This window comes from Oscillibacter sp. (genome assembly GCF_032018205.1).
In the GTDB taxonomy this organism is placed as follows: domain Bacteria; phylum Bacillota; class Clostridia; order Oscillospirales; family Oscillospiraceae; genus Oscillibacter.
The window spans coordinates 1-25,439 of sequence record NZ_DALZOY010000004.1 but is presented as its reverse complement, the minus strand read 5'-3'; the positions used below and the strand labels follow the sequence as shown (position 1 = coordinate 25,439).

The following is a 25,439-nucleotide window of genomic DNA, read 5'->3' as shown; positions in this document are numbered from 1 at the left end:
CTACAGGTTTGCAGGGTGTTCAGGGACCCACCGGTGACACCGGCGCGGCAGGCTTGCAGGGTATCCAAGGTCCCACCGGCCCCGCAGGTCCTCAGGGAATTCAAGGCCCCACCGGTGGCATCGGCGCGGCAGGCTTGCAGGGTATTCAAGGTCCCGTCGGACCCACAGGCTTGCAGGGTGTTCAAGGCCCCACCGGTGACACTGGTCCGGAAGGTGTGCAGGGTATTCAAGGTCCCGCTGGTCCCGCAGGTGCGCAGGGTGTTCAGGGTCCTACTGGTGACATTGGCCCAGCAGGCCCGCAGGGCATGCAAGGACCTATCGGACCAACCGGAAACACCGGCCCACAAGGGATTCAAGGGGCTACCGGTCCGGCAGGTCCCGTGGGTTTGCAGGGAATTCAAGGCCGCGCCGGGGACATAGGCACACGGGGTACCCAAGGCACTATCGGTCCCGCGGGTCCACAGGGTATTCAAGGCCCCACCGGGGATACGGGGGCACAGGGAGCGCAGGGCCCACAGGGAATTCAAGGTCCACAGGGCGTTCAAGGTCCGCAGGGGATTCAAGGTCCCATCGGTCCCACTGGGGATACGGGATTGCAGGGAGCGCAAGGCCCCATCGGCAACACAGGTCCCACAGGTCCGCAGGGCATTCAGGGTCCTACCGGCAACACCGGCGCACAGGGAGCGCAAGGCCCCATCGGCAACACGGAGCGGATAATTTATGCTCAAAATACTTGCTTCAAATATGGAGAACGGCTTTTTTGTTAAAATCAGCCCACATTCTCCACCACGGTCAAAGTGTATTTGTTGTTCTCAATGAAATCTACAATGCGCTTGTATTGATCGTCAGCCTTGAATTGGATTGTGAGTTCGCCGCCCTCATGGATATAGATCGTGTCAATCAACTCCACCAATATCCCTTGTGAAAGTTCGCAGATATTTTTATGCTTCAAAAAGGCTTGCAGATAGGGGTCGTCGGAAAAAATCCCCCGCTCCATAGTGCCGATCTCGCCCTTGATGTGCTTAATGGCCTCTTGAAGCTCCGCCTCCTGTTTTTCAAACTTCTCTTTCATCTTGCGGTACTGCTCACGGGTAATGTCGCCGTTCTTCCAATCCATGTAAAGGCCGGAAATCAAATCATCCGTTTTTTCAAGCTCCTGTTCGCGAAGCTTTAGCAGATGTTCAAGACGGGTGGATTTGGTCTGCACTACGGGAGCCTCGTTAATGTTTCTGATTGCGTCCTCCAGGGCCTCCACTAATTCAATGTGTTTTTGGAGAACGGTCAGCACCGTCTTTTCGAGGGTATCCAGCCGCATTGTGTGTTTGGTGCATTTGCCTTTTGACTTGCGCTTATAGGTGGAGCAGTTGTAGTAAACAAAGCCTGCCGACGCCCGCCGGGTCATAGCCTTGCCGCAATCGGCGCATTTCAGGAAGCCGGAAAACAGGTAAGTTTCCTTTTTGTTCGGTGCGGTACGGGTATCCTTTTCCTGAAGCTCCTGGGCCTTTTCAAAGAGTTCCACCGATATTATGGCGTCGTGGGTATTCTCCACCTGATACCATTCATCCTCTGGCGTCCTGATCGCATTATGCACCTTGTAGCTGATAACCCGCTGCTGCCCCTGTACCATAGTGCCGATATACACCTTGTTTTTGAGCAGCCTGGAAACAGAGGTTCCCATCCAGAGTCCGTCATTTTGCTTTGCATGGGGATTTTTGTACCGAAGGCCCTTTTTCACCTTATACAAGGTGGGATTAGGAACACCCATCTCATTGAGCTTTCGGGCAATGCCCTCTTTGCTAAGACTTTCACCGCTTGAACCGTCGCCATACACATACCATTGAAAAATGTCCTTTACCACCTGAGCCGCCTCGTCATCTATGACGAGGGCGTTCTTGTCTGCCGGGTCTTTTGCGTATCCATAGGGGGCAAAGGCGCCAATAAACTCACCGCTTCTGCGTTTGTTATCGAAAGTACGCCTCACGCTGTTTGAAGTCTGGGCTGCAAAACGGTCATTCATAAGACCGTTTATAGGGACTTCCATACCGCTAATGGCCTCCGGGTTCAGGTATGTATCCACTTTTGGGTCGCCAAGCGTAATAAAACGAGTGCCATGCAGGGGAAAGAAACTCTCAATGAAATAGCCCTGGTCGGAATAGTTACGGAAAGCGCGGGCGAGGTTTTTACAGATCACGCAGTTGACTTTCTTCGTTTCCACATCATGTATCATGCGCTGAAAGTTTGGCCTGTCGTAGTCCGTACCCGTTTTGCCATCGTCAATATATTCATCAACGATAACATACTCACCCTGGAAAAACTGCTCCACATATTCCATGAGGATTTTGCGCTGATTTGTCACACTGAGACTTTCATCATTACCGTCATCCTTAGAAAGGCGAATATAGAGCGCAATATACCAAATCACCTTTTTTAATATGGAGTTCTCGCTTGTTTTAGATTTTCGTATGCGTGCCATCTTACCTCCAATCCCGCATAACTACAACTCCATTATGCCGCGCTTGCGGTATAATGTCAGCCCTGTTTTATGCGAATGAAGTAATCTTGCAGCATTTGACCGAACTTCGGCCCGTTGTCAGAAAAGCAGACTCTAACGGGAACATCCCCGCAGAGAAAACAGTATGGATTTTTGATTTCCTCCAAAAAGGCAAGCACCTTTTCATTGTGAGGCAAATCCTGTCTTATGTGAATGGCGGTTATATCCGCCAGTTCTTTCCTGTCTATTGTTTCAATATTTTGTTTGCTCATATCCTCCAGTTGCTTATTTGTAATCACCGGCGTTTCCTCCCTTTCAAAAGCCGGAGAAAAGCCACATCAAAAAATGAAGTTTCCCCCATTTCTAAGATATGAAGGTCTGATTGTCCAGTATGATAGGCATAAAACGGATGGCTGCTGGCGCAGCTCCACGAGAGTTTCACCCCTCCGACGGTCTGCCGGAGCCCTACCCATTGCGTGCGACGCTTTGAACGCTCAAGCTGTGGCTATAAGGGAGTATCATTGTCCTGCCTGTACGTCTCCGCCCGCAAGCCGCCGCGCTTGCTTTGCAGCCTGGGTGTTGATCGCTCGCCTTATCCCGTAGGGATAAGGGTCATGACGCACCGGCTGTATGGCTCGATACAGACAGAATGTATCCGTATGCCTTATGCTGCACCGCCGTTATCTTGCGGGCTTTCTTTGTCAAAGAGCAAAGGCAAGGCAGGGTTTACAGTCTGCGGAAAGAGGGGGCGCAGACCGTTTAACTCAAACCTTGAATGAAAGGACAGCCCGCATGAGCTTTGAGCGCAAGCGGTCCCGAATGTCCTCGTCTATGCCGTAATAGGTATTACCGCGTTCATCGCGGAGCTTTCGCATAGACAGGCTGGCTATGTAGCTTTCATATTGTTGCACGACAATCTTCATAGCCTCCGGGTCGCCCTTATTTGCGGCTATAATTACCGGGTAAGGCAGCAAGCCCCGCTCGTCGTTTCCGGTGTTACCATTTGTTTTCATCATAGGCGCGTTCCTCCAAATAGCGTTTTAGTAATGCAAAAGAGCTTGTCCGCCGATACTGTACGGTACTGCGTGGAATTGCATAAAGTTCAGCAATTTCCGCGTCGCTCATGTCAAAGAAGTAATACAGCAGGACAGCTTTGCGCTTTTCTTCCGGTAAGCTGTGCATAGCCTCGGCAAGCAGTTTTGCGGAGATTTCCTTTCCCGCCACACAAAAGGATTGTTCAGCCTTATCATCCGCAAAATAGTGGTCATAGGTGTAAAGCTGATTTTCCTCCTGCGGGGACAGGTCGGAAAAAATGGTTTCCTGTGACTGCCGCCACTTCACATGATTGTGAGCATTAGCCGCTTCGTTCCGGAGTGTTTCTTTGCAAAACCCATTAAACGCACAACGGATTTGCCATTGGGTACGAGCAGGTTCATTCATGGTATTCACCTCCTTTCGCAACCGCGAAAGCGGGTGATGATTTCCCCTTTCGTAAACCCTCAACAAACAGAAATTGAAAACTGCCAAAGACAGCAGAGGATTTTTCAGAAAAACTTTTGAAAAAGATGCAAAAATGCCCGGTCGCATAGTGCAACCGGGCATAAGGGAATTATCAGCAATTATATAATGATATGTGTGTTCATGTTGATAACCGAAATAGTCCGTAGATGGGTATAGACTTTTTTTAACGGGTAGTGGATATTAGGTGAAAAATGATAATAAAAAACGGACATAGCGATACCTCCTTGATACCGCCGTGTCCTAAAAAAGGGCGACTTTAATACACCCTCCGCTTGTCCAATTTTTTAAAAGAAAAACGGCGGCTTTGATTTTTATTCAAAACCGCCGTCAGGCTTCTCTTATTCTGTTGGGCACATAGCTATCCAGCCGCCGCAACAACGGTTTTTTTTATTTCCGTTGGGGCAGATTTTATACAACTCTTATCCCAAAAAATAACACCCTTATAGTTCATTTATCGTTTCCGTCACCGATATATTCCGAATACGTTTTGACGGTGTATAAACTGCAACAATGGCAGCAACAAAAACAAACATGAGGATTATCGCTAAAGGAACAATAGGCACGCTCCAAGTCGCATAACTAAAATGAGCAGTAATGAGAGTGTCATACAAGAGCTTGCTCACCAGTAAACCAACTACGCAACCGACGATACAACCAGACAACGCATAGGTAAATGCTTCCGCAGCTATCATTTTTGTAACTTGACGTTTGCTCATACCAATCGCACGCATGGCTCCGTATTGGTTTATTCTTGCAGATACGCTCATGGAAATACTGTTCATAATATTCAGTACAGTAACCAAAGTAATGATTACCAAAAATCCATATATACATATCTGGAAAGCCATGTAAGTACCGGCGGTACTTTGCTCGCGCCTGTCTTGAAGTGTGCAGTTTTCATCTAATATACTGCTGATTGCCGTTACATCTTCGTCTGTTACGTTGCTTGTTGTCTGTACCATAATGAGAGAATAGCCATTGAAATCAGTCAGACGGGTAAAAGTTTCGCTGGAAGTAATAATTGTTATTTGCCCGTTTGCATTGCCGTCACTGTTGAACGGGTCGTATTTCAACAGACCGGCAATTTCAAGCTCTTCATTTTCAAGCTGTATCTCATCGCCTATTTTTAAGAGACTATTCGTGTCGCAGATTGCAAGCACATAATGACTGTCCCCATACACTTTTGAAATATCGCTGCCTTTTCTAAGCAGCTTATCTTTGGTAAGCCAGTCTAAATCAAATTCATCAAAGGAAATCGTATCAACCGTGCTTGTCAGTTGATTATCGCTCCCTATTCCTGCCGGAACGTCAAACAAACCTCTGCGCCCAAAAACACGCTCCACACCTTGCATAGTGCTGATTTCGGTAAGCATTGCACTATCTATTGAGTTTGAGCCGTCACTACTTGAAATGTCGATGTCAGAAGCATTTGACGATTGGGGCATAAGATAGCCGACAAACTGTATCAAAACTGAAAAGCTCAAAAAAAGTATAATACTAAGCGCAAATGAGCTTATCATCAGCACCAGATTTTTCTTTCCCGATACGGCATGATGAACGCCAAGAGCCATTTCAATTTTAGAAAAACGGGTATTTGCTGCATGGGTGAGGATTTTTGCGCTTTCTGAATTGCCGGATACCGCCGTTATAGGCGATACTTTAGCGGCTCGTTTTGCCGGGGAACTTGCGGCAATAACTACCGTCACTATCCCTACGACAATTCCGCTGATAATACCGATCAGACTAATACCGAAAAGGGGAATTGCCGAGAACTCCTCACCGACAAGAAACCTTAATGCCGCACATAACCCCCATGTGATTGCAATTCCAAGTACAACACCTATCGGAACCGCCGTTTTGCACCAGTTAAGAGCTTCCAGCCTTACAAAACGGATAATCTGCCGTTTGCTCATTCCAATACAACGCATCATTCCAAAAAACTTTGTTCTTTGGGCGACGTTGCTGTTTAAGCTGCTTGAAATCATCAGCACACCTGCAACCAATATCAGCGCAAATAATATCGCAGCCGCCAGAAATAGCGTTTGTGCCAGTGTACTGCTAAGCAAGTCTTGAAATGTCAGACTACTACCATGCTTATCCAATAATCTTGTTTGTTCCATTCTAACGCCCATATCTGCCATGCTGAAAATAGCTGTTACCAAAAACACGGCAAAGATGATACATAGCAGCGTCATACGGTTTTGCCGTTTATGCACTTTTGCAGAAATCGGGATTAGGCCAAGATAGCTTTTCATTCGGTATACCCCCCGAAATCGGAGAGAACACCGTCCGAAACTTGCAATACACGGTCAGCCATAGACGCAACACTTCGGCTATGTGTAATCATTATGATGGTTTGGCTGTACCGTTTGGACGCTGTTTTGAGTAGTGAAATAACCTCGCCTGAATTCTTGCTGTCCAAATTGCCGGTTGGCTCGTCTGCAAGTATAAGCATGGGACGGGTAATTAGAGCACGGCCTATGGCTACGCGCTGCTGCTGCCCGCCAGATAATTGCCGTGGCAAATGCCCCCGCCTGTCCTGCAAGGAAAGCACTGTCAATATTTCTTCAACATACGCCTTATCCGGCTTTTTGTAATCGAGCAGTACAGGAAATGTTATATTTTGCTCCACATTAAGCTCTGGAATAAGGTTGAACGCCTGAAAGATAAAGCCGATATTCCTGCGCCGGAAAATGGTTAGCTTTTCGTCTTTCATACGAAATACATCGTTGCCGTCAATCCGAACATTGCCGGACGTAGGTGTATCCAATGCGCCAATCATATTGAGTAGCGTGCTTTTACCCGAACCGGACTCACCGACAACAGCAATAAATTGGCCTTTGGGAACGGAAAAGGAAACGTCCTTTAAGGCTTTAACCGCCGTATCACCATTCCCATAAGTTTTGCATAATGTGTTCACTTCTAATAAATTCAAAATATCACCCTTTCCAAAACAACTTGACCGTTGTTCCGTTGTTTTGGTATTACCTTATCATTGGCTCCTTACTCCCAGATGAATTTCAGCTTACAATTTAGTAAGGTTCAAAAAGCTCAAAACAAACGTGCTGCCGCCATCAAGAACACTGTCAACAGCTATGCTGCCGTCGTGCGCTTCCACGATAGCCTTTGAAAGCGGCAAGCCAAGCCCTACGCCTCGTGTATCTTTTGAAAACCGGCTACGGTAAAACCGTTTGAAAATATGGTGTATATCCTCCGGGTGTATTCCGCTGCCATTATCCTTTATAATGATTTGAGTAACGGACGGTAGTCTATTCCATTCAATATAAATTTGGCTATTCGCGTCTGTGTGGTCGAGAGCATTTTTTACTATGTTACTCACCGCTTCAATCAGCCAGTCCCTATCACAAAGCAGTGTTTCATTGTTCCGGCCTGATAAAATAATTTCTTTGTTTTCTTGTTCGGCGCGTATTTCAAAATGGGCTTTTAGGTCATTCATCATGTCAGAAATGTTTTCAATATGCTTGTCCATGATGATAGCGCCAGCGTCAAGCCTCGTAATTTTCAAGAGATTTTGGACGAGCGTTTCTATACGCTCAATTTCTTTTTCTGATTTCAGGGCAAAATTGCGTACAGCCATTTTGTCCTCACATTCATCTTGCAAAAGAGAATTATATATCACAAGCGCGGCAAGAGGCGTTTTAAGCTGGTGGGAAATATCCGATATGGTATTTCTTAAAAAATCCTTTGTATTCTGCTCCCGTACCGCATGGGCGTTTAGAGTGGTCGCCAGTGTATTGATTTCATGGAACAGCTTATATAAGCTGCCCTCGTTATCGCTTTCAATTCTTGCGCTGCTATCACCCGAAACAAACAGGCTGATTTGTGATATGGCGTTTTCAATCATCTGCTGCTGCCGATGGAAATACAGGTAACAGCCGGTAAAAACCCCTGCGGCAAGAAGCAACGAAAACAGGAAAAATATCACATTGAACGCATCAGCAGCCAGCCAGCAATATAGCTGCGATAGAATGATAAGTGCTCCGATCACGCAGAAGAGCATGATAAAAAGCCTTTTTATATCCCGGTTTGTAAAAATGTTCATGCCCCGCCACCCCAATCTATGACGTTCCATTTATAGCCCATACCCCGAACCGTCACCAGCATTTGGGGATTTCCGGGGTCGGCTTCAATCTTTGTCCTTAATCTGCGGATATATACCGCCAGCGTATTATCATCAACATAGTTGCCGCCCGTGTCCCATAGCTTATCCAGTATCCTTTCTTTGGTTAGGATAATCCCCGGATTTTGCATGAACAGGCAGAGCAATTTATATTCTGCCGCCGTTAAATCAAGCGTGGTATTCTCCTTATGCACCTGCCCCTGCAATAGAAATACCTTAATTCCGTTTGAAGTGATTTCCGTATCCGGCGCGCTAAAATCCCTTGTGCGCCGAAGCAGCGCGTTAATCCTTGAAACCAGTACACCCAGCTTGAACGGCTTTGTAATGTAATCGTCACCGCCTATATCAAGCCCCATAATCATACTCACTTCCTCGTCCGACGCGGTTAGAAAGATGATAGGCACTTTTGATACTTGACGTACTTTTATACAGACATCAAACCCTGAACCATCAGGCAGGGATACGTCTAAAATCAGCAAGTCATATTTGCCGTCACTCCAAAAGCTATCAGTTTCTTTAACCGTCCGGGCAATATCTGTTTCAAAACCTTGTTTTTTCAGTGAGTAAGAAAGCCCATCTATTAGGCTTAAATCATCTTCAAGTAGTAATATCCGGCTCATTCTTTTGCCTCCTTTCTGCGTCCGTCTTTAGGCTTGTTTCTGCATTAGCAGAAACAAGCCTAGATTTCCCTTACACCAACTTAGCGTAAAGTTAATGGTCAACACTCCAAACTAATCGGCATGCAAACTGTTGATTATTGATTTTGCAAACTGCTCAGCACATTTTACATCATCAGCATTAGGACGCCCTTTACGCAAAATCATATAGTGGCCGGGACAATGATATTCTGCATCTGAAACGGTAAGGCCCTGATTTTGAAGATATTTTTTGGTCTTTTCATAGGCAGACTTAACGATAGCCGCTGTGCTGAATACTACAACCTTTTTGATATTCGCCGGATTTAGGGTCAATATATATTCCTTTAGTTCCGGGTCAATGTCAAAAGCATATAAGCCGGTTCCTAAAAACAATATATCGACTTTGCCTTGCATAGGATCGTGGATTGGCTTTGCAGATATCCCTGCTTGTTTAGCGAGGGCATCTGCAATTTTCTTTGTATTACCTGATTTTGAATAATAACGCACTTCAATATTCATAAAAACACTCTCTTTTCAGCTATTTATTTAACTATCAATGGCGCAAACCTACCAATAATCGACTTTATGACAATGCAGCCGGCAACTACAAAAAGAGCAATTTTAGGGTCATAAAGTATTGGGATTTTCCATTTGAATATTTGTACTGCTGTTGTAAGTAATGCGATTGTCCCAAAGATATACCCCATGATGGTAAGCGGGTGAGCAGGTGCATTGCTGATAAACTTGCCGATTGTTGGTATAATCATGCACATTGCAAATCCGATTGTACCCAAAGTAATAACAGCCGATCTCGGCCCATTGATGAATAATATTTGCTTGCCGGATAACCCTGAATAAACAATTAGGCCGGTTATAAGCCACTCCGCCGCCAATATTCCAATTCCTTTCATTGTTAGTCACTCCTTAAATACATTTTATTGAATATCGTAATATGTTTTTCTAAAAAAGATAAAGCTTCTTCATATTTTTCGGGCTGATTGTCGTATCTTGATAACAGCAAATACAAAGGTGAATAAAACTGCAAGGCCATTACCGTTGGGTCAGCATCAACATAAACCCCATCATTTATTAAATTAGTAAACACGCCTGATATATAATCTAAGCCCTTGTCTATTATCAGTTCACGAAAAAACTTGCTTGCCTCCGAAGTTCTATACTGTTCCATTGTCAACATTCTGCGCAGTTGCGAACCATACTCTGTTTTGAGATAGAACTGGAACATCGTAACGCTGATTCGGAATAATTCCTCTCTTACATCACTTTCTCCCGAGAGAATATTGACCATGCTTTCAGGGGGAATAAAAGTAGAAACGTCCTCTTGATAACGACGCCCGATGTCTTTGAGAATTGAGTCAAAAATGTCTTGCTTTCCGCTATAATGCTTATAAAGGGCGCTCTCCCGTATACCGATTTCTTTGGATATGTCACGGATACCAACCCCATCATAGCCTCTTTCAGAAAACAATTTTAGTGCAACTGTCAAAATAACTTCCTTTGTATCCCGTGTTTCGTTTTTTGGCATAAGAACCTCCATCAATAATAATGGTGAACAATCGCTCACCATTATTATAGTGAACAACTGCTCACTTGTCAAGAAAGAAAGTAAATTATATGATTATTCATACTTCGGCGTTGCAGTGATAGGAGCTCCTTTACAGGTGTTCATATAAACATGAATTGTGCACTCATATTTATATAAAAGATAACGTCAAAATCCGGGCAATAATTGCTATATGTGGCTCGATTATAGGCATCTCCCTACTCATAATATCTGTACTTTTGTCAATAAATAACTGAATATTAAATTGTAGCCATATAGAAGAAAGAACGAGCATTAAGGGCAGATCGCCACTACTGCTCGTCCTTTCTTTTTTTACATTATATAAAGAGGATTAAAGAATAACAATAGATTTTATGATTTATTCAAGTCAACCAAATGATGTATATACTCATATCCGAAAGAAAAGATGAACAGTAAAATGTAATAGGGTGAAATAATATGAAGCGAGAAGTCATCAAATACGATTTTAAGACTTTTGGTCAAGCCATAAAAGCAGCACGAAAAGCAAAGGGAATATCGAGAAACCAATTAGCAGACCAAATGCACATTGCCCCTCGATATATTGCGTCCATTGAGAACAGCGGACAGCATCCAAGCCTGCAAATCTTTTATGAGCTTGTTACCCTTTTGGATGTATCGGTAGACCAATTCTTTTTTCCGAACAAGGAAATGGATAAATCCACGCAGCGCAGACAGCTTGAAAGCCTGCTTGACGATATGAGCGATAAGGGATTGAGGATAGTTACCGCCACGGCAAAAGAGATCAAGGAAGTCGAAATAGAGGACGAATGAATGTCCAGAACACGACAGAATATGGAATAAAAAGCGTTACAGACAATAAAGTTTGTAGCGTTTTTTCTTTACCTTATTTGGCAAAACGAGAGTTTTCTTTGTTGTAGGTAGTAGGGATAGCGTAACGTAGCAAGCACAGCAAGCGAGTACCCGCTTGCGTATTTTTACATTTTCAGGCCCCCTGCCCGAAAATGTAAAAATGCTTGTTGGGATAATCCCAAACCCTTATAGAGCGGAGGAACAGTATGCCGAACCGAAAGCGAAATATCCAGATGAAGTTTTATGTTACGGAGGAAGAAAAGGCGCTGATCGAGGAAAAGATGAAGCTCCTGCCGACACAGCGGTACGGCGCCTATCTCCGCAAGATGGCGATTGACGGATATATCATCTACACCGATACCGCCAATATCAAAGCGTTTACCTCGGAGCTCCAGGGCATAGGCCGGAATATCAACCAGATCGCCAAGCGCCTCAACTCCGGGGCTCCCACCTATGAAACGGATATTGCGGAGATAAAGGAAAGGCTCGATCAGATATGGCAGTTACAAAGACACATCCTATTAAGTCTACGCTGAAAAAGGCGCTTGACTATATCTGCAATCCCGCCAAGACGGACGGGAAACTTTTGGTGTCCTCCGTTGGCTGCTCCCCGGAAACCGCCGATATTGAGTTTACCTGGACACGCAAGCACGCTATCGACAAGGGTATGCACCTGGGCCGCCATCTGATACAGGCTTTTGAACCTGGGGAGACCACGCCAGAACAGGCCCACGAAATCGGTATGCAGCTTGCAATGGAAATCCTGGGTGGGAAGTATGAGTTTGTCCTTACCACTCATATTGATAAAGGCCATATCCATAATCACCTGATATTTAATGCGGTCAGCTTCGCAGACTATCATCACTACCATTCCAACAAACGGAGTTATCATTTTATCCGCCGTGTCAGCGATAGGCTCTGCAAAGAGAACGGCCTTTCCGTCATCATCCCCGGACAGGACAAGGGAAAGAGCTATGCGGAACATTCAGCTGAAAAAGCGGGGACAAGCTACAAGGCGAAACTCAAAGCGGCCATAGACCGGCTGATACCCGTATCCTCCGACATGGAGGACTTAATTCGCCGCCTGCAAAACGAGGGATACGAAATCAAGCGGGGCAAATACATATCCTGCCGCGCCGACCATCAGGAGCGGTTTACCCGCATGAAAACCCTGGGCACCGATTACACGGAGGAAGCCGTTGCCGCCCGGATCGCCGGGAGGCCCTGCCCATCCAGGCAGCCGAAAAGGGATGATAAGCGGATTAGCCTGCTCATTGATATTCAGAACAACATCAAAGCCCAGGAGAGCGCCGGGTTTGCCCATTGGGCGAAAATCAACAATCTAAAACAGGCCGCCAAGACCATGAACTTTCTCACGGAACACGGCATTAGCAGCTATGAGGAATTGGAGGAAAAAGCGGCGGCCTTCGTCTCCAAAACTGATACGCTGTTCGCCTCCCTCAAGGCCACGGAAAACCGCATGGCGGATCTCGCCTTACTTATGAAGCACACTGCCACCTATCGGAAATTGAAACCTATTTATGACAGCTACCGTAAATCCTCCGATAAGGAAAAGTTTTTGCGGGGGCATGAAAGCGACATTATCCTTTTTGAAGCGTCGGCCAGAGCCCTAAAGGAAATGGAGATTGAAAAGCTCCCCTCCGCCGAGAAGATGAAAGCGGAGCATACTGCCCTTGCCGCCGAAAAGGAAACGCTTTACACCGAATACAAAAGCGCCCGCCAGGAGGTCAGGAAATACAGCACCATCAAGCAGAATGTTGACAGCCTGCTTTCCGTTCCCAAAGAGAGGGAGCGGGAGAAAACAGCGGAAAGATGACGAAAACCCTGGGCGTAGGTAATTTTTAGGTGTATAATGGAATTGAAATCACAAACACAATTCATTCATCTACGGAGGGAGGGGGCCACATGGCGGCATTGTTTTCATACGGCCTTGTCCTGGCAATCAGCATAATCATTGGCCTTATCTTTACAATAATCGGCGTGTTTGTCGGGCATATCATTTTGTTTGATAGCATTTTCCTTGCGGCCATCAGCGGTATTATCTGCAATCAGATATGGAGCGTACACCCGGCGCTTTGCCTGGTAATCGCAATCGCATTGTTCGGGCTCCTGTTTTGGCTGCAAAATACGAAAGTGGGATTTTGGATTATCGGAGTGCTGCTTTCAGCGTTTTGGGCGTTTGTATTCGGTTTCTTCGCCCACATCTTCGCCGGAGAAGATATGATATGGTTCTATGTCGTTATGGGACTCGGTTTTATCGTGATGATGGGACTCCACTTAAAAGCAAGAAACACCTAAGACCTTGCACTATGGAAATGTGCATAACAGGCCATTCCACTGATGGAAAACAGCATTTACAGCCCGTGGAAAAGCCGGGCTTTCCCACACCCTGCAAACACCGTTTCCCACAGCTCCATATTCACGGCCAGTTATACACAGTCCCACAGCGCCTACTACTGCTAAAAGGAGAAAATACTAACATGCGATTTATGATAAAATACGGAAAAGAGAGCCATTTGCAACAAATTATTGATGGGAAAATAAGGTTTTCACCATCACAAACATATATAAAGATTGAAGAAACACAGCATAATAAAGGTCAAGGGGACCTCCTTGAAGGCAAAATGAAATTAAGAATTGAGCGAGCTCGAATACATGACCCTGATACTGACAAGTTAATAGGGATTTTACCTCCTTGTACTATGTTATTTTCTATTCAAGATGTTAATAATATGCCTGTTTTTTGCCTTTCCCAATATAATGATGATGATATCACAAGCTATATTGATGAGCGTAATTTCAGCATTGCATTGGCAAATGAAAAGACAGAGTGTATAAAAACAGATTTCCCTGATGCTACCCACGCACTTATAATTCTTGAACCCGATAAATTTGTCAATGATATACTACATATACAACAACATTGTATTTTTAGTGATAAAATTAAATATTATGAGTATGATATAAATCCGCTCCAGATGTATATGTATTTAGCAACAGGACAAACCGAGTTGCAAAAGAACACTCCACTGTCCATGACTTATGAAAACCGTTATAGGCATCTATTATGTAAAGATATGAGTTTTTCAAAACAGCAAGAGTATAGGTTTATAGTCTTAGATGAACTCATTACGGAAGCAAGTTTTTATACATTTTCTTTTACATCAAAATATTTACTGGTTCCTATTGAAGAATTGAGCAGTCTATTAGATATTTGTTTATAAAAATAGCGGGAGCGCACCCATTGGAATAACCCAATGGGTGCGCTCCCGTTTTTCGTGCTCTAAAAGTATTCAAATCAAACCTTTTGGGGCGGTATTCCAATGAAACAGGAATACAAGGGAAGGTATTACACACTTTTTTTGAAGCCGATACAGGGAAGATTTTTGCCCATTTTCAACCCTTTTTAGGGGCCTTTTTCGCCTCCTTGCCTATGTATCTCGGACATTCAATCAAGTCTGCCCTGAAACTCTGCTTGCAGCCATGCACACACCGCTTACAAATGCGGTTATACTGCCGCCTGCCGTTTTCGCCCAGGAAAAAGGCCCATTCGGATTTCCATGCCTTGCTTTTGCTCATAGGTCATGCTCCGGGCCGCCGCGCTCCGGCTTCTTCTCCGTGGGCTTGCGCTCGGCGCACTCCCGCTTTGCCTCCGTCAGCCGTTCCCGTATGGAGGTCTTTTCATCTACGCCGGGAGGCGTGATTTCCTTTTTGCCGTTGTTGATGATACCGTCAATCATCCCGAAATCATCCTCCATAGCCATTTCTGCGTTCTTCAGGTAATTTTCCGGCTGGAAAAACTCCGACACTTCCGCAAAGCCGAAACGATCACAGTAATGGGCGGTACTCTGGCCGTTCTGATGAATGACAACCACATCCGACATAGAAAGCGAGTGCCCGGTGAAATACTTTGGATGGTCTACATTGAAGCGGGTATAAATACTCTCCAGATTTTCGCCGGGGCGCATGGCGCCGGAATATACCTTGTCGTAATTCTGCATGTCCACTCTGCGCCCCTGCTCATGGAGGCGGTCAAGCGCCTCGAAAGCGTAATCCCGCCTGCCGGAAATGTCTTTTAGTTGGTAGATGTCATAGGTACGGGCGTTCTCATTGACAATTGCAAAGGCCCGTGTGCCATTCCCCATGATATGATACAGTCCATCATCCGAGCTATGATGATACCCATACCCGGCAGCCTCCATCTGCCCCCGCGTCATGTCCGTTAAGGAGAAGCTCCCTCGCGGGGTTTTAATCTTTTCCCCGGTCAGGTAATCATCCGGCATGGCGGCCGGAACGGGAATGGCCTTGATCTCCCCGTTTATCATGGCGAACATTTCCGGGGCCTTGAAATGCTCCATGTACTTTTCAGCCAATTCCGGGGAGAGGGAGGCAAAGTTTTCATCCCCAAGCCCGGTTACGAGAAACGGCCCCGCCACAATATCATACATCCGGCCCTGGCTATCCCGCAGGGCCCGGTTGCGCTCCATGCCGTTCATCTTCCCCTCGTCGTTGCAGATAATGGCAACAGGATCGTCAAAGGGATATGCGGCTGAAATCAATCCGTCAACCTCGGCCTGCATAGCGGAAAGGCCGGGGGCAATCTCCTTGATATACGGCTCTTTCATGGGTTCTACCACAAGGACGGTCATTTTTTCCGGCTCCTGATCCTGCTCCAGCTTTTCACGGATGGCGGGAACGTCGGTATCAAGGTATACCTCATACCCGGTAGCCTGCTCATAGCTGCCGATATGGGAAACAAGTTCATCCTCCGGGGTCTGCGCCATTTCCGCCAACCTGTCCTTGATGGCGGCGGTTTTCCCCTCCAGGAGCAAATCCGCAATAAGTTCCTTGCTTGCGTGGGCGTCCGGGTGGGCAGCGGCATACTGCGGGTCTTTCTGCCGGAAAAACTCGTCCAGGTCAAAGGCGAACTCCATTGTCATATCCAGCCGGTCATCCTCGGACAGCTCCGGCGTAGACATGATACGGTATTCCTCCGGGATATTCTCCCTGTTTCCGTCGTAGTGCTCGGTGAAACGCTCCCCGGTGTCACGGACATAGCCCTGGTCGGTGAAGTGCCCGATTTCATCCAGGGCAATATCCCGCCCGTATGCCTCATAGTCGATATAGTTTTTCAGGTGGTCGGGAACCTCCATAGCGCCGTACTCGTCAATATACATCCGCCCCAAGTCGTCGTGATCGTGAACGTCCGAGTAAAAATCGTACTTATCCAGATTTTCCGTGAGATTGATAAGGTCTTTCACGCTTTTGGAATAATCACTTATGCCTATGGCAGCCTCGAAGCGGGCAAAGTCGTTTTTGTCCATAGCCTCGATACTGGCCGCGAGGTAGTTGAGCTCATCCAGACTTTCATATTCCCCAAGCACATCATGGAGACCGTCTACATAGCAATCGTAATCGGTGATGAACCATTCTTCATAGACATTACCAAATTCATCTTCCTTGCCGATACCGATACGCTGAAAAATCTCCTGCATTTTCTCATAGGTGGTGGGAAACTTCACCCATTCACCCACAAGCTCGCCCTCATTGTATTTGCCGAGATTGGTAATGTAGGCTTCAAGCGGGCAATCGTGGTCGTAGTTATACATTCAAAGCACCTCCTTAGCGCGCTTGTTCTCTTTTCTTCTCAAACTCCAGTTTAAAATTTACATACTTGCCGCCCGTATCATCCAAAAGTACCGTAGCGTCATAGGCAGAACCTTTCTTTTCGGAATACATCCCCTTGACTTTGGTACGGCCCTTTTTCAAAAGGTCAGCGGCCATCTTCTTTGTGAGTTCCTTTTTGCGAGAGAGCCAAAAGTGGTCATTCTTCCAGAGGACAAACCCACAGCTGCGGTTTCCGCAATAGAAGTTCTTTTTGCCCTCGTATACCTGTTCCCCGCAGCGGGGGCAGGCGCCCACCGGCTCCTTTTGGGGAGCGAACAGCTTTTGTCCGTCCTCCGAGATATGGGAATAGGCCGCCACAAGCTCCGTTGCCATTTTCTGAATATCCTCCATGAAGGCTGACGGATCGGTAGCACCCTTTGCAATTTTGGAAAGGCGTTGCTCCCAATCGGCGGTCAGGAGCGGAGAAGTCAAAACCTCCGGAAGGACGGTAATCAAGTTGATACCGTCCTTTGTAGGGGCAAGGCTCTTGCCCTTGCGCTCGGCAAATCCGGAAGATACCAGCTTTTCAATGATGGCCGCCCTTGTAGCAGGAGTGCCCAAGCCTTTCCGCTCCGCATCCTCCGGTATATCATCTTTGCCTGCGTGCTCCATAGTGGAAAGAAGCGTATCCTCGGTGTACGGCTTCGGAGGGGCGGTGTAGTGCTCCGTCACAGAAGCGGCGGGGCGCTCATAAATCCTGCCCTGAACAAGCTCCGGCAGATCGCTTTCACTCTCGCTGTCATCCTCCGGCTTTTCTTTCAGGGAGGCGCGGAACAGTCGTTCAAAGACTTTCCAGCCCTCCGCAAGCACGGTTTTCCCTTTTGCAGTGAAGTTATGGCCGCCGCACTCAAATACCGCCGTGATTGCTTCAAATACATGGGGAGAGCCCGCCGCACACAGAAGTTTGCAACAGATCAGAAAAAACAGGGAGCGTTCCCCCACAGGCCGGGCGGCAAGGTCTGTTTTCATCGCCTCCATTGTGGGAATGATGGCGTGATGGTCGGACACATCCTTATCGGAGAGCAGAGCCGCCACATCTGGGGAAAAGGCCGGGGCCCCATCAAAGGGTGGGAGCCCCGCCGCCAGTTTCAGAATGTCGGCCGCTGTATCCGCCATATCAGAAGTGAGATAACGGCTGTCAGTTCGGGGATAAGTAATGACTTTCCGCTCATAGAGGCTTTGGGCGTAATCAAGGGTCTGCTTCGCCGTGAAGCCGTATGTGCGGTTCGCCTCCCGCTGCAAAGTAGTAAGATCAAAGAGTTTCGGCGGCTTCACCGTCTTTTTCTCTTTGTTCAGGGAAACACAAACGGCTTGCCGTTCATGGCAAGCCGTTTTCATCCGCTCCGCTTCTGAAATATCGGGGACTCTTTCGCTTGTAGCCTCCATACCCTCCAACTCCAGCCGGACAAGATGGTATTTCTCTTTTATGAAGCTGGATATTTTTCTGTCCCGCTCTACGAGCATGGCGAGTGTCGGGGTCTGCACACGGCCCACGTTCAGGGTCTTGTGATAAAGAACGGAAAAAAGCCGTGTAGCATTAATGCCGATAAGCCAATCCGCTTTGGAGCGGCAGAGCGCCGATTGATATAGCGCCTCATATTCCGCGCCCGGTTTCAGCCTTTGGAAGCCCTCACGGATGGCGGTATCCTCCATTGAGGAAATCCAAAGGCGAGAGATGGGTTTTGTGCAGCCCGCCGTTTCATACACAAGACGGAATATAAGTTCGCCCTCCCGCCCTGCGTCGCAGGCGTTCACCACTTCGGAAATGTCCGGGCGCTCCATAAGGCTTTTCAGAACGGCAAACTGTTCTTCCTTGCCGGGAGAGAGGGCATAGTTCCATTCATCCGGCAGGATGGGAAGATCGTCATACCGCCATTTCTTGAAACGCTCGTCATAGCTGCCTGCGTCGGCAAGGCCCACAAGATGGCCGATACACCAGGAAATGATAATGCCTTTACCCTCAATGTATCCGCTTTTTCTGCCTGTAGCGCCCAGGGCGGCGGCTATCGCCGCCCCAACGCTCGGTTTTTCTGCGATAATTAGTTGCATAGGGATCCTCTCCTTATGTTTAAAAAATTTACAAATAGTTGTTGACGGTTACTTATATGCGTGGTATGCTGTGTTTGCAGAAAATTAATTTTATGTCATAGCGGACTCCTTCGGGGGATTAGAAAGGCTGGTGGGGATCATGATTAAGCGCACTTGAGCAATCTCTCAAAATAGAATAGGAGGACGCGGTAATGAACTCTCGTTGGAAAAAACGTATGCTTCGCATTTGGGAAAGCTTAGTTCGGTTTGCGAAGTGGTGTGAGCGTCATGGTATCCCCAAAATGCTTGTTGATGCTATCCTGAAGGTTTTTTTGTGGTGGTTAAGCCACAAATAGGATGACTACATATAAGCATATTGGCTCTCCTATTACTGAATATTCGGTTCTGGCAAAACAGTAATAGGAGAGGCCATGACCCCTCAATCGAGATGTTTCATTACTCAATATAAATCGAACAGGAGAATTGATTATGTTACTTAGAATTATTATTTATTTACGGGACAAGCTAATACTGGACAAGCTACATAGTGTTGATTCAAAACAAATAGTGGATTTTGTTCTATCATGAATATTTGGAGCATACCTTTTATTGAAACAGACTTACTGAGATTGGAATTATGAACAGTTAGAAAGTAAAATTGTTTCCTGGCTCAGGATGAACGCTGTCGGTGTGCCTAACACATGCAAGTCGAACAGAGTTCCTCGCAAGGACACTAAGATTGCTGAATACTTGTCGTCAGCTCGTTACATGAGATGTTGGGTTAAGTCCCGCAACGAGCGCAACCTCCGGCTACGTTGTCCGGATTTACTGAGCGCAAAGGAAGCATACCTGAATATTAGGAGGTGTTAATTTAAATGGATACATCATTAGATAATGAAAAAAAAGGAGGATTAGGTAATGTTTTAAAAGCATTACGAATGGTAAATGAACTATCAATAAAAGATTTAGCTGCGAAAATGGATGTGTCATCAACATATATTAGCGAAGTTGAAGCAAATAACAAAAATCCATCATTAGATATGCTATCAAAATATAGTGAAGCATTGGGTGTTAGTAAATCAGCCATTATGTACTTTGACGAGGAAGGAGCAAAACACAAATATAATTATCAAAAGTTACTTTTAGAAATACTTCAAGAAATAACAAAGAAAGATTAAATTGATTAATCAAAAGTCAAGAGGACTTTATGGAAAAATCCCATAAAGTCCTCTTCCTTTTGCCGAAAATGATTGGAACTAAACCTTGTCCTCCCGTTCATCCTCCAACACTTCAAGCTCGGTTTTCTCGTCGTCCTCAAAATCGTAGTCGTCCAGATCGGAGCCGCCCTTTACCGACTGTTTAGGTTTCAGCACCTTAAAATAGTAGTAGGCGCCGCCTCCGCCCAGGGCAAGGATAAGTACAATAATCAGCATACCGCCCATGCCGCCGCTTTTTTCAGGCTCCGGTTCCGGTTCGGCGGCAGCTTCTTTCCCCATGCAGTTTGTCATATCGTTTTTGCAAATGGGGCAGTTCGTATTAACTGCTCCAGCCTTGCATTTATCGGTACAAATACAAGTTGCGGGAGGCGTGGGAGCGGAGGCGGTTTCATCCTCCATTAAGGCCAGAAGGTCGGCCTCGTCCACCTGGTTCAGAAAGTGAACGGTATTCTCGCCATCCTCCGCCCGGTCAATGATGATATAAAAGTAGTTGCCGTTTTTGGTAATGACGGTGATAAACTGCTTATCGCCGGAAGCCTCACCCTCAATGTCATCCACAAGGCTCATGTTGCCCTCCGGGGTAAGAGGCTCCGGTTCATAGCCGCCCGTGGTTTCCTCCGCTGGTTCGGGGATAGGATCCTCACATTCCGGCCCGCCGCCCGCAAAGGCGGTCAAAGGAAAAGCCGCCATGCAGAGCATAACGGCCAAAAGAGCGGACAATATACGCTTTTTCTTATTCTTCATCTTCGGTGTCCTCTTGTCCTTTAGAAAGTTCCTCCTGCATATCGGCGGGGAGGGAGATCAGGCCGCTTGCATAGGCTTTGAGGAAAGCGGAGAATTCCTTGTTCTCCAGCTTCACCGCTTTCACCATACGGACAATCTCCAGGTTTTCTTCCTCCGCTGCCTTTTGCTCCAGTTCACGGAGCCGCTTCTGCTGCTCCGCAATCTTTACTTTGGTTTTCGCTATATCACCACGGATTTTATCAATGGTCGCCATAAAAATACCTCCAATTCATTTTAATAAGGTGGCCGCCCAAAGGCGTAAAAATGGTTCTGCCAGTAACTTGTTTCAATGCTTGCGTAAGAAATCGGGTCGCCGCAATGCAACATCATCCCGCCTCCCACATAGATACCCACATGGGATACGCCCGGTGTGTCGTAGGTTCCCACAAAGAAAATGAGGTCGCCGGGCCTTGCATTGGCAGCGGTTACGGGCGTGCTGATATTGTAAAGCCCCTGGGCTCCAAGCCTGCCCGTATTGCATAGGCCGCTGTTCGTCAGAACATAGGAAACAAAGCCGCTGCAATCAAAGGAAGTTTTGGGAGAGCTCCCGCCCCAAACATAAGGATACCCGATATACTTCTCCGCCTCGGCAATCAGGACCGCAAAGGTTTCATCCTCCAATGCCTCCGCCGGAATATCGTAATAGGTCGGCTCTTTCAGCGTAGAGGCATTTGGATAGGCTCCTCCGGGGAACAGGTCGGGGCGGTTGCCGAGAGTGGACATATACATTGCGTACAGGCCCAAAGCGTCCTCGCCCATAATGTAAACGGGAAGATGGGAGAGGTTGAAGTTTTCCAGTTCCACATTCAGAATGTAGTAGTTATACGCCACGGTATAGGTATCTGTATGAACATTGCCCTCGTCATCCTTCCAGGTGTCGGTTTCGGTACGGTAACGCACTTCCACAATCTCGGTCAGCGTAAGAATGTACTGTTTTTCAAAGAGCATGGCAAGGTCGCCCTGCACTTCGTTTATGGTAAAGACGCCCTCATGGAGCGCCGAAAGAATGGAAATCAGCACATAGGGGTCATGGCCGATCTCGTCCAGGTCAAAGCGGTATTCGTCATACCCAGGGTGCAGGCTTTCAAAGTTATCCAGTTCATGTTGAAGCTCTGCCTCCATAGCGGAATAGGCCGCCTCCGCCGCAAGCATATCCGAGTCCTCCGAAAGATAGGATGACGCTATGATGGATGACGAGGTGCCGCCGAACAGGGAAGAACAGGATTGCAGCCCACCAATCAGGAAGATAATCATAATCCCCAAGACAAGCAGGGAGAGCAACCCTTTCCAGTGGCGGCGAACTAAGGAAGCGGCTTTCTCTGCGACTTCCTTTGCTTTGACCGCCGCAGACTTCACCGCACTGCCCATTTTCTGCGCCATTTTCCCGGTATCCCGTATCTGTTTAGCATAATTCCGCTTGATTTGCTGCTTTTGCATGAAACGGGATACGGGATTGGAGGCAGCCAGGGGCGGGTTATCATGGAGCGCCTTTTGATAGAGAAAATCCGCATTGGCCTTGATTGCGGAATGCTCCGCTTTTGCAGCTGCCCGGTAGGGTTTTAGCTTATGGCGCCGGATACCGCCTTTAATAAGACGATACCCTTTACCAACAGCCTTTTCCCCAAGCTGCTCCGCTGCATGGCCGCCCTCCACACCCACATTCTCGTTCTCCACCTCACGGATTTTTCCGTGGAGTTTCGTGCCAACCTCCTGAACAGGGCGGGAAAGCGAATTGTGTTTCATCTTTCCGTTAAAGGGTTTTTCCGCCTCTTTGAAGCGGAGCCGGGTTTTGTCTTTGCCCGTGGCATCATCAAAGGTGCGCTCACGGACAAGTTTGTTTTGTGTCGGGATATTCTCCCGCGCCATGTCCAGCTTATCCGCCGCCTTATCGGACCGGCGGATGGCTTCCTGCAAATCGGGGGCGGCCCGTTCTTCTTCCGTAAACTGTAAGCGGGAGGATGGGCGCTTTGCTGCCTCCATTCCCTGGGCGACGATCTTATTGGCTTTCTTCGCCGCCTTTTTTGATGAACGGCGGGTATGCGCCGCATCCATACGGTCAAGCACCTTGCCCGCTGTGTTTACCGGCTGCTTCGAAATATTATCCTCGGCGGGGCGGGTGCTGATCGGCTCCGCCTCACCTGTGGAGAGGTTTTCCGCCACGGCACCTGAACGGGTCATTTTCTGCATGACCTTATCCGGCGCTTTGTACTCTTTCAACTACAATCACCTGCCTTTCCAAAGGCGCACCAGCCTTTACAGCGCCCGGTTTCAATGTCTGCGATATACCGAAAGATGGGATATGCCTGGGGAGGGCAAACAGCATTTCCCAGGGTCTTAAGCCGTGGGGCGCGGTTCGCCGTGTCCTCTGTCATGCGGGGGATACCCTCCGGCTCCCGCGCCCACAGGATACGTCCGTCCATCCCTGGGGGAAGCCCATCAGCCATTCCACCCAATCGGGGTTCAGCGCCGCCGTATCCGATACCGGGCGCTCCATTGCCATAATCTGCGCCGCCAGATTGCTCCCGCTTTTCGCCGGGTTGAAGGCAGAGGGTTTCAGGGTCGAGCGGAAACCGTCCGACGCTATGGGGGTCAGGTAGAACACCGCCGCCGAGAGCGGAAGGCTCCAGATCGCACCGCTTTTGTTCTTCTTGCGGAAAATCCCATTGTCCGACAGGTACACATCCAGGTTTTGGGCGTCCCGGTTCGTACCCTTGTCGGAGGCAAGGGGCGTGGGAAACATCAGCCGCGACGATAAAAGTTCGCTGGCGCTCATGCCATGCGCCGACACCGCAAGCCGGAAATACGAATGGGAGAACAGCGTATCCCGCTTTTGCCAGGTCAAAGATCGTTTTGTCGAGCCCCATATCGATGAAGCCAGCAACATTCTCCCCAAGCACCCAACGGGGCCGCAGTTCTGCAATAATCCTGCACATCTCCGGCCATAGGTAGCGGTCATCCGCAAATCCTTTCCGCTGTCCTGCTGTTGAAAACGGCTGGCATGGAAATCCTCCTGAGAGGATGGTAATAGTTTTAAGTCCTGTTTGCCCAAAGAAAGCCTCCTTTGTGAAAGTGGTAATATCCCTGAATTTCGGCACATCCGGCCAATGCTTTTCAAGAACGACATAGGGGAAATCCGCCCATTCGCACTGGCAGACCGTTTCAAAGCCCGCCGCCTCCGCCGCAAGGTCAAGGCCCCCTATGCCGGAAAACAGGCTTACATGGGTAAGTTTGGAGTTTATATCATTGTCACCTCCTGATTTTGGGCATAAGAAAACCCGCCACAGTGGGCGGGCTTTCTCTGATTAATTATTGAAGCCGCAACATTTTTTATACTTTTTCCCGCTACCGCAGGGGCATGGTTCATTCCTGCCAACTTTCCGTTTCTCCTGTCGCTCAAACACATCAGGGCTAATTGGAATAAGCCCATGCTGGACATAGTAAAACTTTCTTGTTTGATAAAGCAATTCAATTAGAACAATAATCGTATAGAATTGCCCTAACGCTTTCTGTATAAATTCTATTAGGTATATCTTATCCGACTCACCTGTCCCTTTCGTTCCAGAAGAATAATAGATTATAGTTTGACTTACACCATCGTAGGAATAGCTATCATGGCCTATGGCATTTCTTAGACCGTTATCAGTATCCAAAGCGATTATGTTATTAAAAACCTCGTCAGAACTGCAAAATGTAATCTTGTTGCCCTTGTTTCGCATATTAATGAAGTCTTGAAGTGTTTTAACCGTCTTGAAAGTAGAGTCAGGCATTGAGAACGGGTCGTTACGATATTTTAGGTTGTTATATGCAAGAACTATCGCTATTATTTCGCCAATAGCTTCAAAACACTCCAAATAAAAATGCTTTACATCTTCAAACGATACTGTTGTCGTACCATTTTTACTTAAATCCGGGGCAGTTACATAGCTTTCCAATCCAATGGCTGTAATGAAAAACGGGAACTTATCAATAAAGCTATTAAGCACCTTTAATACTCGTTCTTCATACTCTTTGAGCAAATCATTTTTGTGAAAAAACTCTGTCAGGGCGTTATATCCAGTTGGATTAGCTTTTGCCACATCCATTATATTGCTCCAGATGGACTTTGTTGTATAGTCATAGAAATTTTTGGGTAGTACCGAGCGAAAGCCCATCAAGAATAGTTGATGAATACCGCGAAGATACTCCAAGTCGTTATTCAACGGAAAAATGTCAGTCGGCAACTGGTCTCTCATTTGTTCGGCTAAAAACTGATGATTATCTGAAAGCCATATTTCATGTAGTCGTCTGATAAACGGCCAACCATTATCAATGAAATTCAAAAACGTTAGATAATCACGATTGAATTTCGAGAATGTTTCTGCTTCATCCCTTTTAGTGTCACCCATCGCATTTAACGCATTGAAAAATGGTGGTAACTGATAATCGTCCTTGCCTTTTTCAAATGGCCGGATTTTTGATGTCAGTATGATGTTGTATAAATAAAGTTGACACCCTATTCTCAAGGATTTTGATATATAAT

25 protein-coding genes are annotated in these 25,439 nt (G+C 47.0%); 6 read left to right on the top strand and 19 right to left on the bottom strand.

Going from position 1 to position 25,439, the window contains the following annotated elements; translation table 11 throughout:
* From RTU96_RS04295 to RTU96_RS04240, 12 genes are all read right to left on the bottom strand, one after another.
* Positions 1-728 (bottom strand): hypothetical protein (locus tag RTU96_RS04295; RefSeq protein WP_312635160.1); only part of this gene is annotated, 728 nt, incomplete at its 3' end.
* Positions 729-769: 41 nt separating this feature from the next.
* Positions 770-2,422: a recombinase family protein gene (locus tag RTU96_RS04290; RefSeq protein ID WP_397356416.1), complete on the bottom strand. Its 1,653-nt coding sequence runs from the start codon at positions 2,420-2,422 to the stop codon at positions 770-772.
* Between the two features lie 107 nt (positions 2,423-2,529).
* A complete protein-coding gene (locus tag RTU96_RS04285; RefSeq protein WP_312635157.1) occupies positions 2,530-2,790 on the bottom strand; it encodes a DUF6870 family protein in 261 nt (86 codons plus the stop codon).
* A 465-nt stretch (positions 2,791-3,255) separates the two neighbouring features.
* On the bottom strand, positions 3,256-3,507 hold the full coding sequence (locus RTU96_RS04280) for a helix-turn-helix domain-containing protein (protein WP_312635155.1): 252 nt from the start codon (positions 3,505-3,507) through the stop codon (positions 3,256-3,258).
* Entirely contained in the window at positions 3,488-3,931 is a 444-nt protein-coding gene (locus RTU96_RS04275; RefSeq protein ID WP_312635154.1) for a sigma-70 family RNA polymerase sigma factor, read from the bottom strand. The genes RTU96_RS04280 and RTU96_RS04275 overlap by 20 nt, the downstream gene beginning before the upstream one ends.
* A 521-nt stretch (positions 3,932-4,452) precedes the next feature.
* Positions 4,453-6,267, bottom strand: coding sequence for an FtsX-like permease family protein (locus tag RTU96_RS04270; protein ID WP_312635153.1), 1,815 nt, complete (start codon positions 6,265-6,267; stop codon positions 4,453-4,455).
* A complete protein-coding gene (locus RTU96_RS04265) occupies positions 6,264-6,947 on the bottom strand; it encodes an ABC transporter ATP-binding protein (RefSeq protein WP_312635152.1) in 684 nt (227 codons plus the stop codon). Before RTU96_RS04265 ends, RTU96_RS04270 begins: the two co-directional genes overlap by 4 nt.
* Before the next feature lie 90 nt (positions 6,948-7,037).
* On the bottom strand, positions 7,038-8,075 hold the full coding sequence (locus RTU96_RS04260; protein WP_312635151.1) for a HAMP domain-containing sensor histidine kinase: 1,038 nt from the start codon (positions 8,073-8,075) through the stop codon (positions 7,038-7,040).
* Positions 8,072-8,773 (bottom strand): response regulator transcription factor, encoded by a 702-nt coding sequence (locus tag RTU96_RS04255; RefSeq protein WP_312635149.1) that lies wholly within the window; start codon positions 8,771-8,773, stop codon positions 8,072-8,074. The genes RTU96_RS04260 and RTU96_RS04255 overlap by 4 nt, the downstream gene beginning before the upstream one ends.
* Before the next feature lie 111 nt (positions 8,774-8,884).
* Entirely contained in the window at positions 8,885-9,310 is a 426-nt protein-coding gene (locus RTU96_RS04250; protein WP_312635148.1) for a flavodoxin domain-containing protein, read from the bottom strand.
* A 23-nt stretch (positions 9,311-9,333) separates the two neighbouring features.
* Entirely contained in the window at positions 9,334-9,702 is a 369-nt protein-coding gene (locus RTU96_RS04245; protein ID WP_312635147.1) for a hypothetical protein, read from the bottom strand.
* Between the two features lie 2 nt (positions 9,703-9,704).
* Positions 9,705-10,334, bottom strand: a complete 630-nt coding sequence (locus RTU96_RS04240) for a TetR/AcrR family transcriptional regulator (RefSeq protein ID WP_312635146.1) — start codon at positions 10,332-10,334, stop codon at positions 9,705-9,707.
* Between the two features lie 477 nt (positions 10,335-10,811).
* On the opposite strand from RTU96_RS04240, the gene RTU96_RS04235 reads away from it, so the two are divergent.
* From RTU96_RS04235 to RTU96_RS04215, 5 genes are all read left to right on the top strand, one after another.
* Positions 10,812-11,165: a helix-turn-helix transcriptional regulator gene (locus RTU96_RS04235; RefSeq protein WP_312635145.1), complete on the top strand. Its 354-nt coding sequence runs from the start codon at positions 10,812-10,814 to the stop codon at positions 11,163-11,165.
* 245 nt (positions 11,166-11,410) lie between these two features.
* A complete protein-coding gene (locus tag RTU96_RS04230) occupies positions 11,411-11,740 on the top strand; it encodes a plasmid mobilization protein (protein WP_312635144.1) in 330 nt (109 codons plus the stop codon).
* Complete coding sequence (locus RTU96_RS04225) at positions 11,701-13,041, top strand: relaxase/mobilization nuclease domain-containing protein (RefSeq protein WP_312635143.1); 1,341 nt, start codon at positions 11,701-11,703, stop codon at positions 13,039-13,041. Before RTU96_RS04230 ends, RTU96_RS04225 begins: the two co-directional genes overlap by 40 nt.
* An 89-nt stretch (positions 13,042-13,130) precedes the next feature.
* The gene (locus RTU96_RS04220; protein ID WP_312635142.1) at positions 13,131-13,523 is read left to right on the top strand and encodes a hypothetical protein; all 393 of its coding nucleotides are present in this window, start codon (positions 13,131-13,133) and stop codon (positions 13,521-13,523) included.
* A gap of 65 nt (positions 13,524-13,588) precedes the next feature.
* Positions 13,589-14,449 (top strand): hypothetical protein, encoded by an 861-nt coding sequence (locus tag RTU96_RS04215; RefSeq protein WP_312635141.1) that lies wholly within the window; start codon positions 13,589-13,591, stop codon positions 14,447-14,449.
* A 351-nt stretch (positions 14,450-14,800) separates the two neighbouring features.
* Here the strand turns inward: RTU96_RS04215 and RTU96_RS04210 are convergent, their stop codons facing one another.
* Both RTU96_RS04210 and RTU96_RS04205 read right to left on the bottom strand, forming a co-directional pair.
* The gene (locus tag RTU96_RS04210; protein WP_312635140.1) at positions 14,801-16,834 is read right to left on the bottom strand and encodes an antirestriction protein ArdA; all 2,034 of its coding nucleotides are present in this window, start codon (positions 16,832-16,834) and stop codon (positions 14,801-14,803) included.
* Positions 16,835-16,847: 13 nt separating this feature from the next.
* Positions 16,848-18,941 (bottom strand): DNA topoisomerase 3, encoded by a 2,094-nt coding sequence (locus RTU96_RS04205; RefSeq protein ID WP_312635139.1) that lies wholly within the window; start codon positions 18,939-18,941, stop codon positions 16,848-16,850.
* A gap of 854 nt (positions 18,942-19,795) precedes the next feature.
* Here RTU96_RS04205 and RTU96_RS04200 point away from each other — a divergent pair.
* Positions 19,796-20,098 (top strand): helix-turn-helix transcriptional regulator, encoded by a 303-nt coding sequence (locus RTU96_RS04200; RefSeq protein WP_312635138.1) that lies wholly within the window; start codon positions 19,796-19,798, stop codon positions 20,096-20,098.
* 78 nt (positions 20,099-20,176) lie between these two features.
* Here the strand turns inward: RTU96_RS04200 and RTU96_RS04195 are convergent, their stop codons facing one another.
* The 5 genes from RTU96_RS04195 to RTU96_RS04175 form a co-directional block, all read right to left on the bottom strand.
* On the bottom strand, positions 20,177-20,881 hold the full coding sequence (locus RTU96_RS04195; protein WP_312635137.1) for a DUF4366 domain-containing protein: 705 nt from the start codon (positions 20,879-20,881) through the stop codon (positions 20,177-20,179).
* A complete protein-coding gene (locus RTU96_RS04190; protein ID WP_312635136.1) occupies positions 20,871-21,134 on the bottom strand; it encodes a DUF4315 family protein in 264 nt (87 codons plus the stop codon). The genes RTU96_RS04195 and RTU96_RS04190 overlap by 11 nt, the downstream gene beginning before the upstream one ends.
* A 20-nt stretch (positions 21,135-21,154) precedes the next feature.
* Positions 21,155-23,137 (bottom strand): C40 family peptidase, encoded by a 1,983-nt coding sequence (locus RTU96_RS04185; RefSeq protein WP_397356408.1) that lies wholly within the window; start codon positions 23,135-23,137, stop codon positions 21,155-21,157.
* Entirely contained in the window at positions 23,134-24,159 is a 1,026-nt protein-coding gene (locus RTU96_RS04180; protein WP_312635349.1) for a DNA cytosine methyltransferase, read from the bottom strand. Before RTU96_RS04180 ends, RTU96_RS04185 begins: the two co-directional genes overlap by 4 nt.
* A 63-nt stretch (positions 24,160-24,222) precedes the next feature.
* A partial coding sequence (locus RTU96_RS04175) for an SEC-C metal-binding domain-containing protein (RefSeq protein ID WP_312635135.1) occupies positions 24,223-25,439 on the bottom strand: 1,217 nt, incomplete at its 5' end.